This is a genomic window from Streptomyces sp. NRRL F-5122 (assembly GCF_001507435.1).
In the GTDB taxonomy this organism is placed as follows: Bacteria; Actinomycetota; Actinomycetes; order Streptomycetales; family Streptomycetaceae; genus Streptomyces; species Streptomyces lannensis.
This window is the reverse complement of the sequence record NZ_LMWH01000290.1, coordinates 1-14,229: the sequence shown is the minus strand read 5'-3', so window position 1 is coordinate 14,229 and position 14,229 is coordinate 1. Positions and strand designations below refer to the sequence as shown.

General features: G+C 68.9%; 17 protein-coding genes. 13 read left to right on the top strand and 4 right to left on the bottom strand.

Going from position 1 to position 14,229, the window contains the following annotated elements; genetic code table 11:
- The first annotated feature begins 17 nt into the window (after positions 1-17).
- From ADL25_RS41220 to ADL25_RS41165, 12 genes are all read left to right on the top strand, one after another.
- Positions 18-779, top strand: coding sequence for a helix-turn-helix transcriptional regulator (locus ADL25_RS41220; protein WP_059133077.1), 762 nt, complete (start codon positions 18-20; stop codon positions 777-779).
- Positions 776-2,197: a Fe-S cluster assembly protein SufB gene (gene sufB, locus ADL25_RS41215; protein WP_059133076.1), complete on the top strand. Its 1,422-nt coding sequence runs from the start codon at positions 776-778 to the stop codon at positions 2,195-2,197. Before ADL25_RS41220 ends, sufB begins: the two co-directional genes overlap by 4 nt.
- A gap of 86 nt (positions 2,198-2,283) precedes the next feature.
- Entirely contained in the window at positions 2,284-3,468 is a 1,185-nt protein-coding gene (sufD, locus tag ADL25_RS41210) for a Fe-S cluster assembly protein SufD (RefSeq protein WP_059133075.1), read from the top strand.
- On the top strand, positions 3,465-3,785 hold the full coding sequence (locus tag ADL25_RS41205) for a non-heme iron oxygenase ferredoxin subunit (protein WP_059133074.1): 321 nt from the start codon (positions 3,465-3,467) through the stop codon (positions 3,783-3,785). The genes sufD and ADL25_RS41205 overlap by 4 nt, the downstream gene beginning before the upstream one ends.
- 7 nt (positions 3,786-3,792) lie before the next feature.
- Positions 3,793-4,557, top strand: a complete 765-nt coding sequence (sufC, locus tag ADL25_RS41200) for a Fe-S cluster assembly ATPase SufC (protein ID WP_059133073.1) — start codon at positions 3,793-3,795, stop codon at positions 4,555-4,557.
- On the top strand, positions 4,554-5,810 hold the full coding sequence (locus ADL25_RS41195) for a cysteine desulfurase (RefSeq protein ID WP_059133072.1): 1,257 nt from the start codon (positions 4,554-4,556) through the stop codon (positions 5,808-5,810). Before sufC ends, ADL25_RS41195 begins: the two co-directional genes overlap by 4 nt.
- Positions 5,811-5,826: 16 nt before the next feature.
- Positions 5,827-6,294 carry a Fe-S cluster assembly sulfur transfer protein SufU gene (gene sufU / locus ADL25_RS41190; protein ID WP_059133071.1) on the top strand — a complete coding sequence of 156 codons (468 nt, stop codon included), beginning with the start codon at positions 5,827-5,829 and terminating at the stop codon, positions 6,292-6,294.
- Positions 6,291-6,626 (top strand): metal-sulfur cluster assembly factor, encoded by a 336-nt coding sequence (locus ADL25_RS41185; RefSeq protein ID WP_059133070.1) that lies wholly within the window; start codon positions 6,291-6,293, stop codon positions 6,624-6,626. Before sufU ends, ADL25_RS41185 begins: the two co-directional genes overlap by 4 nt.
- Positions 6,627-6,873: 247 nt before the next feature.
- The gene (locus ADL25_RS41180) at positions 6,874-7,194 is read left to right on the top strand and encodes a DMT family transporter (protein ID WP_059133069.1); all 321 of its coding nucleotides are present in this window, start codon (positions 6,874-6,876) and stop codon (positions 7,192-7,194) included.
- Entirely contained in the window at positions 7,194-7,733 is a 540-nt protein-coding gene (locus ADL25_RS41175) for a TetR/AcrR family transcriptional regulator (protein ID WP_059133068.1), read from the top strand. Before ADL25_RS41180 ends, ADL25_RS41175 begins: the two co-directional genes overlap by 1 nt.
- A 127-nt stretch (positions 7,734-7,860) precedes the next feature.
- Positions 7,861-8,850: a 2,3,4,5-tetrahydropyridine-2,6-dicarboxylate N-succinyltransferase gene (gene dapD, locus ADL25_RS41170; protein WP_059133067.1), complete on the top strand. Its 990-nt coding sequence runs from the start codon at positions 7,861-7,863 to the stop codon at positions 8,848-8,850.
- A gap of 274 nt (positions 8,851-9,124) precedes the next feature.
- Complete coding sequence (locus ADL25_RS41165; protein WP_159045139.1) at positions 9,125-10,042, top strand: septum formation family protein; 918 nt, start codon at positions 9,125-9,127, stop codon at positions 10,040-10,042.
- Positions 10,043-10,110: 68 nt separating this feature from the next.
- Here ADL25_RS41165 and ADL25_RS41160 read toward each other — a convergent pair whose 3' ends face one another.
- The gene (locus tag ADL25_RS41160; RefSeq protein WP_059133065.1) at positions 10,111-10,431 is read right to left on the bottom strand and encodes a DUF4259 domain-containing protein; all 321 of its coding nucleotides are present in this window, start codon (positions 10,429-10,431) and stop codon (positions 10,111-10,113) included.
- A gap of 51 nt (positions 10,432-10,482) precedes the next feature.
- Here ADL25_RS41160 and ADL25_RS41155 point away from each other — a divergent pair, with 51 nt between their 5' ends.
- Positions 10,483-11,013 (top strand): GNAT family N-acetyltransferase, encoded by a 531-nt coding sequence (locus ADL25_RS41155; RefSeq protein WP_059133064.1) that lies wholly within the window; start codon positions 10,483-10,485, stop codon positions 11,011-11,013.
- Between the two features lie 131 nt (positions 11,014-11,144).
- Here the strand turns inward: ADL25_RS41155 and ADL25_RS41150 are convergent, their stop codons facing one another.
- The 3 genes from ADL25_RS41150 to ADL25_RS41140 are packed head-to-tail and all read right to left on the bottom strand — an operon-like array spanning position 11,145 to position 14,013.
- Positions 11,145-11,735 carry a hypothetical protein gene (locus ADL25_RS41150; protein WP_063805859.1) on the bottom strand — a complete coding sequence of 197 codons (591 nt, stop codon included), beginning with the start codon at positions 11,733-11,735 and terminating at the stop codon, positions 11,145-11,147.
- Positions 11,732-13,330 (bottom strand): sensor histidine kinase, encoded by a 1,599-nt coding sequence (locus tag ADL25_RS41145; protein ID WP_079050954.1) that lies wholly within the window; start codon positions 13,328-13,330, stop codon positions 11,732-11,734. Before ADL25_RS41145 ends, ADL25_RS41150 begins: the two co-directional genes overlap by 4 nt.
- On the bottom strand, positions 13,327-14,013 hold the full coding sequence (locus ADL25_RS41140; RefSeq protein ID WP_059133062.1) for a response regulator transcription factor: 687 nt from the start codon (positions 14,011-14,013) through the stop codon (positions 13,327-13,329). Before ADL25_RS41140 ends, ADL25_RS41145 begins: the two co-directional genes overlap by 4 nt.
- Between the last annotated feature and the right edge of the window lie 216 nt (positions 14,014-14,229).

Below are 14,229 nucleotides of genomic sequence, written 5' to 3'. Positions count from 1 at the left end.
TACGCAACAATGGCGTTGTGAAAAACGTCGGCGAGGCTCGGGAGACCCCCACGGGGTCCCCTCAGGAGGAGCTCGCGACCGGGGAGCGCTCCACGCGCAACCGCGTCGCGCGGTCCATCCTGGACCACGGCCCGTCGACCGTCGCCGAACTCGCCGGCAGGCTGGGGCTCACCCAGGCGGCCGTACGACGACATCTGGACGCACTGGTCGCCGACGACGTCGTGGCACCCCGTGAGCAGCGCGTGTACGGCGCGCGCACGCGCGGTCGCCCCGCCAAGGCCTTCGCGCTCACCGACTGCGGCCGTGACGCCTTCGACCAGTCCTACGACAAGCTCGCCGCGGACGCGCTGCGCTGGATCCAGCAGCGGTACGGCGGGGACGAGGCCGTCGTGGCCTTCGCCCGCGCCCGGCTCGCCGAGCAGGCCGCCGCCTACCGCAAGGCGATCGAGGCCGCCGACCCCGAGCAGCGCACCGAAGCCCTGGCCAAGGCCTTGAGCGCGGACGGGTACGCTGCTACGGCGCGCAGCGCACCGGTCGGCGAGCAGCTCTGCCAGCACCACTGCCCGGTCGCCCATGTCGCGGAGCAGTTCCCGCAGCTGTGCGAGGTCGAGACGGAAGTCTTCTCCCAGCTGCTCGGCACGCACGTCCAGCGACTGGCGACGATCGCGCACGGCGACGGCGTCTGCACGACGTTCATCCCCAAGGCACCCCAAGCCTCACCGATTTCCGAGACCACCCATAACGCATCTGCCAGCACGGCCGGGAGGAACCCCGCATGACTCTCCCCACGGAGACTGCTCACCCCGAACTCGAGGGCCTGGGCAATTACGAATACGGCTGGGCCGACTCCGACGAAGCCGGTGCCGCGGCGAAGCGTGGTCTGAACGAGGACGTCGTCCGCGACATCTCCGGCAAGAAGTCGGAGCCGGAGTGGATGACCAAGCTGCGCCTGAAGGGCCTGCGCCTCTTCGAGAAGAAGCCCATGCCGAACTGGGGCTCGGACCTGTCGGGCATCGACTTCGACAACATCAAGTACTTCGTGCGCTCCACGGAGAAGCAGGCGGAGTCCTGGGAGGACCTGCCCGAGGACATCAAGAACACGTACGACAAGCTCGGCATCCCGGAGGCGGAGAAGCAGCGCCTCGTGGCCGGTGTCGCGGCCCAGTACGAGTCGGAGGTCGTCTACCACCAGATCCGCGAGGACCTGGAGGAGCAGGGCGTCATCTTCCTGGACACGGACACCGCTCTGAAGGAGCACCCGGAGCTCTTCAAGGAGTACTTCGGGACCGTCATCCCCGCCGGTGACAACAAGTTCGCGTCCCTGAACACCGCCGTGTGGTCGGGCGGCTCCTTCATCTACGTGCCGCCGGGTGTGCACGTGGAGATCCCGCTCCAGGCCTACTTCCGCATCAACACGGAGAACATGGGCCAGTTCGAGCGGACCCTGATCATCGTCGACGAAGGTGCCTACGTGCACTATGTCGAGGGGTGCACGGCGCCGATCTACAAGTCGGACTCGCTGCACTCCGCGGTCGTGGAGATCATCGTCAAGAAGAACGCCCGCTGCCGCTACACGACCATCCAGAACTGGTCGAACAACGTCTACAACCTGGTCACCAAGCGCGCCGTCGCCTACGAGGGCGCGACCATGGAGTGGATCGACGGCAACATCGGCTCCAAGGTGACGATGAAGTACCCGGCCGTCTACCTGATGGGCGAGCACGCCAAGGGCGAGACGCTCTCCATCGCGTTCGCGGGCGAGGGCCAGCACCAGGACGCCGGTTCCAAGATGGTCCACATGGCGCCGAACACCTCCTCCAACATCGTCTCCAAGTCGGTGGCGCGCGGCGGCGGCCGCACCTCGTACCGCGGCCTGGTCGAGATCGGTGAGGGCGCCGCGGGCTCCAAGTCCAACGTGCTCTGCGACGCGCTGCTGGTCGACACGATCTCCCGCTCCGACACGTACCCCTACGTGGACGTCCGCGAGGACGACGTGTCCATGGGCCACGAGGCGACCGTCTCCAAGGTCTCCGAGGACCAGCTCTTCTACCTGATGAGCCGCGGCCTGTCCGAGTTCGAGGCGATGGCGATGATCGTGCGCGGCTTCGTCGAGCCGATCGCCAAGGAGCTGCCCATGGAGTACGCGCTGGAGCTCAACCGGCTGATCGAGCTGCAGATGGAAGGCGCGGTCGGCTGACCCGCCCCTTTTGAGCAGCGCCGGCCCGCCCGTACGGGGCGGGCCGAGGATCACAACCGACGCAGGAAGAGAGCACAACGACAGCCATGGCTGAGGCCCAGAACATCCCCGTGGGAGCGACCACCGCGGGCTCGATCGCGGTGGCCGCCGAGTCGACCGTCGCCACGCGCATGAGCGCGCCGCCGTCCTTCGACGTGGCCGACTTCCCGGTCCCGCACGGCCGCGAGGAGGAGTGGCGGTTCACGCCGCTGGAGCGGCTGCGCGGGCTGCACGACGGCACCGCCGTCGCGAACGGCGGCGGCGTGAAGGTGACCGTCGAGGCGCCCGAGGGCGTCGTCGTCGAGACCGTCGGCCGTGACGACGCGCGGCCGGGCCGGGCGGGCACCCCGGTGGACCGGGTCGCGGCGCAGGCGTACTCGGCGTTCGAGCAGGCCGGCGTGGTGACCGTCCCCAAGGAGACGGTGCTCACCGAGCCGATCCGCATCGCCGTGCACGGCGAGGGCGGGGTCGCCTTCGGCCACCAGGTGATCGAGCTCGGTGCCTTCGCCGAGGCCGTCGTCGTCATCGACCACACCGGTGACGCGGTACTCGCCGCCAACGTCGACTACCTCCTCGGTGACGGCGCAAAGCTGACCGTGGTCTCCGTCCAGGACTGGGACGAGAAGTCGGTGCACGTCGCGCAGCACAACGCGCTCGTCGGCCGCGACGCCTCCTTCAAGTCCGTCGTCGTGACCTTCGGCGGCGACGTCGTACGCCTGCACCCGCGCGTGACCTACGCGGGCACCGGCGGCGATGCCGAGCTGTTCGGGCTCTACTTCACCGACAAGGGCCAGCACCAGGAGCACCGGCTCTTCGTCGACCACAACGCCCCGCACTGCAAGTCGAACGTCGTCTACAAGGGCGCGCTCCAGGGCGACGACGCGCACGCCGTGTGGATCGGTGACGTGCTCATCGAGGCCAAGGCCGAGGGCACGGACACCTACGAGATGAACCGCAACCTGGTCCTCACGGACGGCTCCCGCGTCGACTCGGTCCCCAACCTGGAGATCGAGACCGGCGAGATCGTCGGTGCCGGCCACGCCTCCGCGACCGGCCGCTTCGACGACGAGCAGCTCTTCTACCTGATGGCCCGCGGCATCCCCGAGCACGACGCCCGCCGCCTCGTCGTCCGCGGCTTCTTCGCCGAGCTGGTCCAGCAGATCGGCGTCGGCGACATCGAGGAGCGCCTGATCGCCAAGATCGAGGAGGAGCTGGAGGCATCGGTCGCATGACCTTGTTCGTACGCGTCTGCGGGCTGGGCGAGCTGGAGGAGGACACCCCGAAGCGGGTGGAACTCGACGGCACGCCGATCTCGGTCGTCAGGACCGAGGGAGAGGTGTTCGCGATCAACGACATCTGCTCCCACGCCAACGTGTCGCTCTCCGAGGGCGAGGTCGACGACTGCCACATCGAGTGCTGGCTGCACGGCTCGCGCTTCGACCTCCGTTCCGGAAAGCCCGACGCCCTTCCCGCGACGCGCCCCGTCCCCGTTTACCCCGTAAAGATCGAAGGGGACGACGTGCTCGTCTCCCTCACCCAGGAGTCCTGAGGCACCCATGGCAACGCTTGAAATCCGAGACCTGCACGTCACCGTCGAGGCCGACAACGCCACGAAGGAGATCCTCAAGGGCGTCGACCTCACCGTGAGTCAGGGCGAGACGCACGCCATCATGGGCCCCAACGGCTCGGGCAAGTCGACTCTCGCCTACTCGCTCGCCGGTCACCCGAAGTACACGATCACAGGCGGCACCGTGCTGCTCGACGGCGAGGACGTCCTTGAGATGTCCGTCGACGAGCGCGCCCGCGCGGGCCTGTTCCTGGCGATGCAGTACCCGGTAGAGGTCCCCGGCGTCTCCGTCTCCAACTTCCTGCGCACCTCCGCCACCGCGATCCGCGGCGAGGCCCCCAAGCTGCGCACCTGGGTGAAGGAGGTCAAGGAGACCATGGAGAGTCTCCACATGGACCCCTCCTTCGCCGAGCGCAACGTGAACGAGGGCTTCTCCGGCGGCGAGAAGAAGCGCCACGAGATCCTCCAGCTCGAGCTGCTCAAGCCGAAGATCGCGATCCTCGACGAGACGGACTCCGGCCTCGACGTCGACGCGCTGCGCATCGTCTCCGAGGGCGTCAACCGCGTCCGTGAGTCCGGCGAGGTCGGCACCCTGCTGATCACGCACTACACGCGCATCCTGCGCTACATCAAGCCCGACCACGTGCATGTGTTCGCCGGTGGCCGCATCGTCGAGTCCGGCGGTCCCGAGCTCGCGGACAAGCTGGAGGCCGAGGGCTACGAGGCATACGTGAAGGGTGGCGTATCCGCGTGACACAGCTGCCGGGCCTCCTCGACACCGAGGCGATCCGCAAGGACTTCCCCGTCCTGGACCGGCTGGTCCACGACGGCAAGAAGCTCGTGTACCTGGACAACGCCGCGACCTCGCAGAAGCCGCGCCAGGTGCTCGACGTCCTCGCGGAGTACTACGAGCGCTACAACGCCAACGTCCACCGCGGTGTGCATGTGCTCGCCGAGGAGGCCACGGCGCTGTACGAGGGCGCGCGTGACAAGGTCGCCGCGTTCATCAACGCACCGAGCCGCGACGAGGTGATCTTCACCAAGAACGCCTCCGAATCGCTCAACCTCGTGGCGAACATGCTCGGCTGGGCCGACGAGCCCTACCGGGTGGACCACGAGACCGAGATCGTCATCACGGAGATGGAGCACCACTCCAACATCGTGCCGTGGCAGCTGCTGGCGCAGCGCACGGGCGCGAAGCTGAAGTGGTTCGGCCTCACCGACGACGGCCGGCTCGACCTGTCGAACATCGACGAGATCATCACCGAGAAGACGAAGATCGTCTCCTTCGTGCTGGTGTCCAACATCCTGGGCACGGTCAACCCGGTCGAGGCGATAGTCCGGCGCGCCCAGGAGGTCGGCGCCCTGGTCTGCATCGACGCCTCCCAGGCCGCGCCGCACATGCCACTGGACGTGCAGGCGCTGCAGGCGGACTTCGTGGCCTTCACCGGCCACAAGATGTGCGGCCCGACGGGTATCGGTGTGCTGTGGGGACGCCAGGAGCTCCTGGAGGACCTGCCTCCGTTCCTGGGCGGCGGCGAGATGATCGAGACCGTGTCGATGCACTCGTCGACGTACGCCCCGGCCCCGCACAAGTTCGAGGCGGGTACGCCGCCGATCGCGCAGGCGGTCGGCCTCGGTGCGGCGATCGACTATCTGAACTCGATCGGCATGGACAGGATCCTCGCCCACGAGCACGCGCTCACCGAATACGCGGTGCAGCGGCTGAGCGAGGTCCCCGACCTGAAGATCATCGGCCCGACCACGGCCGAGGACCGCGGCGCGGCGATCTCCTTCACGCTCGGTGACATCCACCCGCACGACGTGGGACAGGTCCTCGACGAGCAGGGCATCGCGGTCCGGGTCGGCCACCACTGCGCCCGCCCCGTCTGCCTGCGGTACGGAATTCCTGCGACCACGCGAGCGTCGTTCTATCTGTACTCCACGCCGGCCGAGATCGACGCACTGGTCGAGGGGCTGGAGCACGTACGGAACTTCTTCGGCTGAAGGGCGTGCTGAAACCGTGAAGCTGGATTCGATGTACCAGGAAGTCATCCTGGACCACTACAAGAACCCGCACGGGCGTGGTCTGAGGGATGGCGACGCCGAGGTGCACCACGTCAATCCGACCTGCGGCGACGAGATCACGCTGCGTGTGAAGTACGACGGTACGACGATCAAGGACGTCTCGTACGAGGGCCAGGGCTGCTCCATCAGCCAGGCATCGGCCTCCGTACTGAACGAACTCCTCGTCGGCAGGGAGCTGGCCGACGCGCAGAAGATCCAGGAGACCTTCCTGGAACTGATGCAGTCCAAGGGACGACTCGAACCCGACGACGCGATGGAGGAGGTGCTGGAGGACGCGGTGGCGTTCGCCGGCGTCTCCAAGTACCCGGCGCGGGTGAAGTGCGCCCTCCTGAGCTGGATGGCGTGGAAGGACGCGACGGCCCAGGCGCTGGGCGGAGCCGACGCCGAAAGGAAGACGGCATGAGCGACACCGTGGAGATGAAGCCGGTCTCGGAGGAGGAGCTCCGCGAGGCCCTGATGGACGTCGTCGACCCCGAACTGGGCATCGACGTCGTCAACCTCGGCCTGATCTACGGCATCCACATCGACGATTCGGCGAACATCGCCACCGTGGACATGACCCTGACCTCGGCGGCCTGTCCGCTGACGGACGTCATCGAGGACCAGGCCAAGTCCGCCACGGACGGTCTCGTCAGCGAGCTGCGGATCAACTGGGTATGGATGCCGCCGTGGGGCCCCGACAAGATCACGGACGACGGCCGCGAGCAGCTTCGGGCGCTCGGCTTCAACGTCTGAGATCCACCGGTCCACCGGACTTTTCCGGCTGAGGAGAACGGCGACGCCCGTCGGGCGTCGCCGTTCTGCGTGCGGCCGCCGTGTCCTGCGCCCGGCAGCCCGGCGGGCGCATCCTCGGGCCTCCTCGGAAAGCGCCCCGCCCGGCGGTGTGCGGGAGCGGGGGTGCGAGCCCTGTCGCCCGGGCAGAGGGCGGCTGCGGGCAGCTGCGTGTGTACGGGTGTACGCATCGATACGTACACTCGTACACATGGGATACGCCTTCCTTTCCGGGGCCATAGCCGCCGAAGTCGTCGCCACCACGGCCATGAAGTACAGCGAAGGCTTCAGCAGGCCGTGGCCCTCGCTGGTGACCCTCCTCGGCTACGTCATCTCCTTCGCACTGCTCGCGCAGACCCTGAAGACCGTCTCCATCGGCACGGCCTATGCGATCTGGTCCGGGGTCGGCACCGCGACCGTGGTGGGGATCGGCCTGGTGCTGTTCGGGGAAGGACTGGATCTGGCGAAGATCGCCGGCCTCACGCTGATCGTCGGCGGGGTGGTCGTACTGAACATGGGAGGCGCGCACTGATGTCACGTCGGTACGACCCCGAGCGGCGGCAGCGGATCATCGACGCGGCGATCCGCGTCGTGGGGGAGAGGGGCATCGCCGGACTGAGCCACCGCTCCGTCGCCGCCGAGGCGGACGTGCCCCTCGGCTCCACGACGTACCACTTCGCGACGCTGGACGAGCTGATGGTCGCCGCACTGCGGCAGACGAACGAGGGCTTCGCCAAGGCACTCGCCGCGAGCGGTCTGGAGGACGCGGAGGGCGACCTGGCCGCGGACCTGGCCAGGGCCCTCGGGACATGGCTCGGCGGCGATCGCACGGGCGTCGAGCTGGAGTACGAGCTGTATCTCGCGGCCCTGCGACGGCCCGCCCTGCGCCCCGTCGCCGCCGAGTGGACCGAGGAGACCGCCGAGCGGCTGGCCCGGCGCACCGACCCGGTGACTGCGCGGGCCCTGCTCGCCCTGATGGACGGGATTTGCCTCCAGGTGCTGCTGACGGGGTCGCCGTACGACGAGGGGTACGCCAGGGACGTGCTGTCGCGGGTCATTCCGCGGCCGTGACACCCAGCGCACCGGACCGGTCGACGACGCCGCCGCTCCGGCCTCGCGGGGCCGAGGACCCGCCCGGCACATGAGACGCCCGGACACCGGTTCGCCCGCGCGCCCCCGGCCACGTTAGGTTTCCCTCATGACCGACACGACTGCTCCTCGTACCACCGGTGCCGTGGCCGCCGGACTTGCCACGATCGCCGCCGACGGCACCGTTCTCGACACCTGGTTCCCCGCGCCCGCGACGGCGGCCGAGCCCGGTCCGTCCGGCACCGAGCGGCTGTCCGCCGAGCGCGCCGCGGAGCTGCTCGGCGAAGGCGCGGCCAAGGCGATCGGCCCGGACGCGCGCCGTGGCGTCGAGGTGGTCGCGGTCCGTACGGTCATCGCCTCGCTCGACGACAAGCCGATCGACGCCCACGACGTATATCTGCGCCTGCACCTGCTCTCGCACCGACTGGTCAAGCCGCACGGCCAAAGCCTGGAGGGCATGTTCGGCTTCCTCGCGAACGTCGCCTGGACCTCGCTCGGCCCCGTCGCCGTCGACGACATCGAGAAGGTGCGGCTCAACGCCCGGGCCGAGGGCCTGCACCTCCAGGTGACCTCCGTCGACAAGTTCCCGCGCATGACCGACTACGTCGTGCCGAAGGGCGTCCGCATCGCCGACGCCGACCGGGTCCGGCTGGGTGCGCACCTCGCCGAGGGCACGACCGTCATGCACGAGGGCTTCGTGAACTTCAACGCCGGCACCCTCGGCACCTCCATGGTCGAGGGGCGGATCTCGGCCGGTGTCGTGGTGGGCGACGGCTCGGACATCGGCGGCGGTGCCTCCACCATGGGCACCCTGTCCGGCGGCGGCAACGTCATCATCTCCATCGGCGAGCGCTGCCTGATCGGCGCCGAGGCGGGCGTCGGCATCGCGCTCGGCGACGAGTGCGTCGTCGAAGCCGGCCTGTACGTCACCGCCGGCACCCGGATCACCATGCCCGACGGCGAGATCGTCAAGGCCCGCGAGCTCAACGGAGCCTCCAACATCCTCTTCCGTCGCAACTCCGTCACGGGTGCGGTGGAGGCCCGCCCGAACAACGCGGTCTGGGGCGGTCTGAACGAGATCCTGCACAGCCACAACTGACCGTCGGCGGCGGTGACCTGCGGCCGCCGCATCGATCATTGCTCCGACCCGCTGCCGAGCTGTGAGCGGTTGTCCGCGTCGGCCATCGCCGAGCGCCCTTCCACGGCCCGGGGACGGCCCGGGAAGGGCGTTCATGCGTCGAGGGGACGCCGCGGTCCGCCTCACCGGAGGGCGTAATCGCCGCCGTGGGAGACCACTGGTGTGACAGAGACGCCTGGCCGTGTGCGAGGATTCCGGTTCCCCATACGTGTTTGCCGAGGTCGACCGGAGATACATGTCCGCCGTACCGCCGTCTGTGCCGTTCGAGTGCGGCTCCAAGCGCAACCAGAAGGGCCGCGGACTGGCGATCGCGGGTGTGCTGGCGCTCGGTGGGGTCGCGCTGGCGATGAGGCTGATCACCGGGGGTATCTCCGGTTACGCCGACGAAAATCCGGACAAGAGGATGTCCGGCGCGGGTGACCGGTCGGCCGTAAGCCTCGCGGCGGGCGACTGCTTCACCGGCTCGCAGGACGGAGAGGTCCACTCCGTGGTACCCGTGCCGTGCTCCCGGCCACACGACGGCGAAGTGTTCGCCACGGTCGCGCTCACCGGGTCCAGCAGCGCCGGCGACGTCCTCGCAAAGCAGTTGTACCACCAGTGCAGCGATCGGCTGACCGACTACGTCATGGACGACTGGTCGTTGCCCCACACGATGGGTGTCAACTACTACTACCCGACCCGTGAGGTCCAGTCGGGTGACAGGACCGCCACCTGCTTCACGGCCGACACGAACGGCCGGACCGCCGGCAGCGTACGCGAACAGGAGACCAGCCTGACGGCAGACCAGCTTGCCTTCCTCAGGCTGGAGCTGGCCTCCGCGCGCGTCTTCAGGGCCTATCCGCACCTGGGCAGCGTGGCAGCCAATCGTGCCTGGGCTGCGAAGATGGCGGCCGCGCTGGACCATGAGGCCGAAAGCCTCGGAGCCGCCAACTGGTCCGCCGGTGCCAGGCCCAAGGTCACCGCCTATGTCGGGGAGCTTCGAAAGAGCGTCGAGTTGTGGCGCAAGGCCGTGGCGGCACGTTCGGACAACAGTTACTGGGACGGTTCTGAGGACGCCTGGGACCACCCTTCCTACAAGTATCAGCGGGACGTCCGGAAGGCTCTGGGGCTGGCTTCGGACGTCCCCGCCACCTCCTTCGGGCCGACGTTCTGAGGTTCGACACGCCTCGGGTTGCACATCGGGCCCGCCTGATCCGGGCAGTCTGCCGAACCGAAGGGCCGTCAGGCGCCAAGAGGTCCGACCTGCCTGACGTCCGTGGACAGGCTCGGTGCCGGCTCATCCGGGCCGTAGCGCGGGCTGACCGGTTCGCCACCCGGGCATTGAGCGGCAGCCAGGGCAGCAGCGGCCACTGCCTCCTCAGCGTCGGGAGCTTCCAGGTGGTCCTGGTTGCCGATGGTGCGGATCAGGACCTTACGGATGAGGTTTTCTCGCTCTTCCACGGCGGCATCGTCCAGGTCGTTGGCGAGGTCTGCGGCGGTGTCGTTGTCGAATGGACCGCGAAGTCCGGCCCCGTCCGGCGCCCCCGCTGCCCCGCGTCGCACAGTCGGCGCACAGGGGGTCGTGCCTCGTCCATGAGTGCTAGCGTCGCCCGCATGCCTGAACTGATCGCTCCCACGGACCAGTTGCACTCCTCATGGCTCGCGGCGCGTGACGAGTGGCCGCCGGGTGCGCACCACGACGGGGCCGGGCTGCGTCTCGCGCCCGATGCCGACCTCGAGAACCCCGAGGACTTCGCGGAGTGGGTCCGGCGGCTGAAACAGCAGTCGGACACGTCGGTCGCGGTGGGAGAGGGGCGCGTCCACGCCACCCACTGGTGGATCGTCGAGGACGACAGCTATCTGGGAGCCATCGATCTGCGGCACTACCTGAACGCCTTCCTGCTCGACGTCGGCGGGCACATCGGCTACAGCATCCGGCCCACCTTCCGCAGACGCGGCCTGGCGACGTGGGCCCTCGGGACGGTTCTGCCCGAGGCCCGCGCACTCGGCCTGGATCGAGTCCTCGTCACCTGCGACGACGACAACATCGGGTCGGTCCGCACCATCGAGCACAACGGTGGCGTCCTGGAGGACGTCCGCACCACCGAAGGGGGAGACAAGCGCCGCTACTGGATCACACTGTAGGCGGTGGCGCGGCCGTGGCACGGACCGTTGCCGGTACGGCAGATCGGCGCCTCCCCGGGCGCACTCGTGGTCGGCCGCGACCTCGGGGTATCCGCGCCCCGTCCCGGAGGAGGCCTCGGTCCGCGATGTGTCTACGGCTTCTCAGGGTCGGGGCACGAGTCGTTCGACTGTGTCATCGTCCACCCTTTCCCGAAGACCTGGACACTCGTGGATGCGGGGAACTGCGTTGTGGGAGGCGGGGAAGCCCCGTCGGCGTCGGCCCCACCGGCGCCCCCGATCGTCGTGGTGAACGCCGATCTCACCTGGGCGACCGTGCACGCCAGCTGCATCATGGCCAGATGACCGAAGGGCGGGACGGCTTCGGGCAGGCGTATGGAGACGGTGTTGTCGCCGGCGACCGCCACCTCCGGGTTCGCCGTCAGGTGGGGCAGGTCCGTGGTGGCCGTCGTGGCCTCGATCTTGCTGGGTCCGTCGAAGAGCAGGCTCACGACCGCCGCGTAGCTCACCGGCTTGCCGACCTTGCGCAGATGGGCCGTCAGCTCGCCGTTGTGCAGGAAATAGATGGAGGTGACGGTCGGTATCGAGGGTTCCGGACCGGCGGAGGACATGCCGCCCGCCGGTTCGCCGGCCTGGATGACGCCGGACGGGGGGACTCCGCACGCGGCCACTGTGAGCGCGGCCGTGACCCCGACCAGCAGCGCCCCCACGCGCGAGCCCTTCACCGGCCGGCACCCACGGCGGTGTCGCCGACGCCGGCGGAGCCACGGTGCAGGGGGAGTTCGACCGTGAACACTGCGCCGCCCCCGGGCAGGTTCGCCGCACCGATGCGTCCTCCGTGCAGGCGCACGTTCTCCGCCGTGATGGCCAGGCCCAGACCGCTGCTCTCGCTTCTGGTCCGTGAAGTGCTCGCCTTGTAGAAGCGCTCGAAGATGTGCGGCATCGCTTCCTCGGCAATCCCCGGTCCGTTGTCGGTCACCTCGATGACGGCCCATGCCACGTCGGCTCGTTCCTCCCGCACACTCATGGACAGCCGCACCGGCGGGGCCCCGTGCCGCAGCGCGTTGCCGATCAGATTGGCCATCACCACGTCGAGCCGGCGTGGATCCACCCGCGTCCTGAGCACCCCCGGCAGGGGCACATGGCTCTCCACCTGGCCCTGCCATCCCCGGGAGGCGAGAGTGCGCTGCACGGACTCGGCCAAGTCGATCTCGTCCAGGTTGAGTTCGACCGCGCCCGCGTCGAAGCGGGAGATCTCCATCAGGTCGTTCACCAGTCCGCTCAGCCGGCCGGTTCCCTCGCTGATGAGCCGCAGTGCGTCGCCGGTCTCCCGGTCCATGCGCAGCGCGTTCTCGTCCAGTACGTCGGTGACCGCCGTCATCGCCGCCAGCGGCGTGCGCAGTTCATGGGAGACGTCCGCGACGAAGCGGCGAGCCTGGGCCTCCAGGCGGCGCAGCTCCGCGACCGACCGTTCCAGGGCGGCCGCCGTGTCGTTGAAGGACTGCGAGAGGTCGGCCAGTTCGTCGGAGCCGTTGACGGCCAGGCGGACGTCGAGGTGGCCCTCGGCCATCCGGCGCGTCGCACGGCGCAGCGCCCGTACGGGACGCAGCACACCCCTCGCGGCCACCAGCGCCAGCGCGACGGCGAGGCACAGTGCCACCAGAGTGGCGCGCTCGATGCCGCTGATCATGGCCTTGACATAGGCCTCTTCGGTGTTCTGCGGCACCACCAGGAACATCACCGTCCCCGAGAGCCTTGGCTCCGTGCCCGGACCGGCGGTGTACGTGATCGGCATGCCGACCACGAGATAGGGGTGCCCGTCTGCGTTCACCCGCTGGAACACCGCGGCGCGCTTCGTGTGCACGGACCGGAGCAGTTCGGGGCTCAGCCTGTCGAAGTCGTCACTAGGCGTGTAGGCGCGCAGGCTGCCGTACGTGGCCATGACCCGCCACCCCTGCGACTGGTTGGCGTGGAGGACGTTGTTCACCGCCGAGTCCAGTTCCGACTGGTCCGGCGCCGGCGGGGTGTAGACGGCCACGTCGTCGACACTCGTCCGGAACTGCCGGATGACGGCGTCCTGACTCTGCTGCAGCACCCCCGTACGCGCCTCCCGGAAGGCGAGGGCTCCCGTGCTCAGGGCGCTGACCATGGCCACCAGGACGAAGGACGCCAGCAGGCGGGGGCGCAGGCCCCGCAGCGGAAGGGGGAGGCGTGCCAGGACCGCTCGATGAAACCGCACCGGCCCGGGGCCCTGCCCGGCCGCTGCGGGATCGCTTTCACGTACGGTTTTTTGCGCGCCCACGGATCTCCGGCCGTTCACGAGGTACCGAAGCGGTAGCCGAAGCCGCGCACGGTCTGCACATAGCGAGGGTCCCTGCCCTCACCGAGCTTGCTGCGCAAGCGCTTCACGCATGCGTCCACAAGTCGTATGTCGCCGTGGTAGCTGTGCTCCCAGACCGCCTCGAGCAGTTGCTGGCGGCTGAACACCTGGCCGGGCGAGGCCGACAGGGTGAGCAGCAGTCGGAGTTCGGAGGGGGCGAGTGTGACGCGTTCGCCGCGATGGGTCACCACGAGGCCGGCCCGGTCGATGACCAGCTCGCCGTGTGCCTCCGCCCTCGGCCGGACGCCGTCCGGGACCGACGAGTCCTGTCTGCGCAGTACGGCCCGTATTCGCGCGTCGAGCACGCGAGCCTGCACGGGCTTGACCACATAGTCGTCCGCGCCGGCCTCCAGCCCCACGACGATGTCGATGTCGTCCCCCTTGGCCGTCACCATGATGATCGGCACCTGGTCGCGAACCCGGATCCGCCGGCACACGTCGAGGCCGGACATGCCCGGCAGCATGAGGTCGAGTACGACGACGTCCGGGTGGAAGGGGCGGAGCTGCTCCAACCCCTCTTCACCCGTTGCGGCGGCGTGGACGTCGTGCCCCTGATGTCGTAGCGCCAGCTGGACGGCCTTACGGACATCTGGGTCGTCTTCGACAATCAGGACTCGTGGCACTTCGACAGTGTAAGCAGAACGTGTTCGGTGGCCGTCCCGGGAAGGAGCCTCCGACGGGGGCTGTTACAGAACGATCACAACGGGCCGAGGTGCCCGCCCGGCGGCGGCCCGGTCCGAGGCGACGGTCAGCGGGAGGGCGCCGATGGAGGCGGGCTGGTCCACGATCACCAGGACGGTGCCGAACTTGGCCTTGAGCTTGTCGAAGACGGCCCGCAA

Coding starts and splice junctions, on each gene's coding strand:
- ADL25_RS41180 (WP_059133069.1), top strand. CDS start 6,874: ATGGGATACGCCTTCCTTTCCGGGGCCATAGCCGCCGAAGTCGTCGCC.
- ADL25_RS41165 (WP_159045139.1), top strand. CDS start 9,125: ATGTCCGCCGTACCGCCGTCTGTGCCGTTCGAGTGCGGCTCCAAGCGC.
- ADL25_RS41185 (WP_059133070.1), top strand. CDS start 6,291: ATGAGCGACACCGTGGAGATGAAGCCGGTCTCGGAGGAGGAGCTCCGC.
- ADL25_RS41205 (WP_059133074.1), top strand. CDS start 3,465: ATGACCTTGTTCGTACGCGTCTGCGGGCTGGGCGAGCTGGAGGAGGAC.
- sufC (WP_059133073.1), top strand. CDS start 3,793: ATGGCAACGCTTGAAATCCGAGACCTGCACGTCACCGTCGAGGCCGAC.
- sufB (WP_059133076.1), top strand. CDS start 776: ATGACTCTCCCCACGGAGACTGCTCACCCCGAACTCGAGGGCCTGGGC.
- ADL25_RS41175 (WP_059133068.1), top strand. CDS start 7,194: ATGTCACGTCGGTACGACCCCGAGCGGCGGCAGCGGATCATCGACGCG.
- sufD (WP_059133075.1), top strand. CDS start 2,284: ATGGCTGAGGCCCAGAACATCCCCGTGGGAGCGACCACCGCGGGCTCG.
- dapD (WP_059133067.1), top strand. CDS start 7,861: ATGACCGACACGACTGCTCCTCGTACCACCGGTGCCGTGGCCGCCGGA.
- ADL25_RS41155 (WP_059133064.1), top strand. CDS start 10,483: ATGCCTGAACTGATCGCTCCCACGGACCAGTTGCACTCCTCATGGCTC.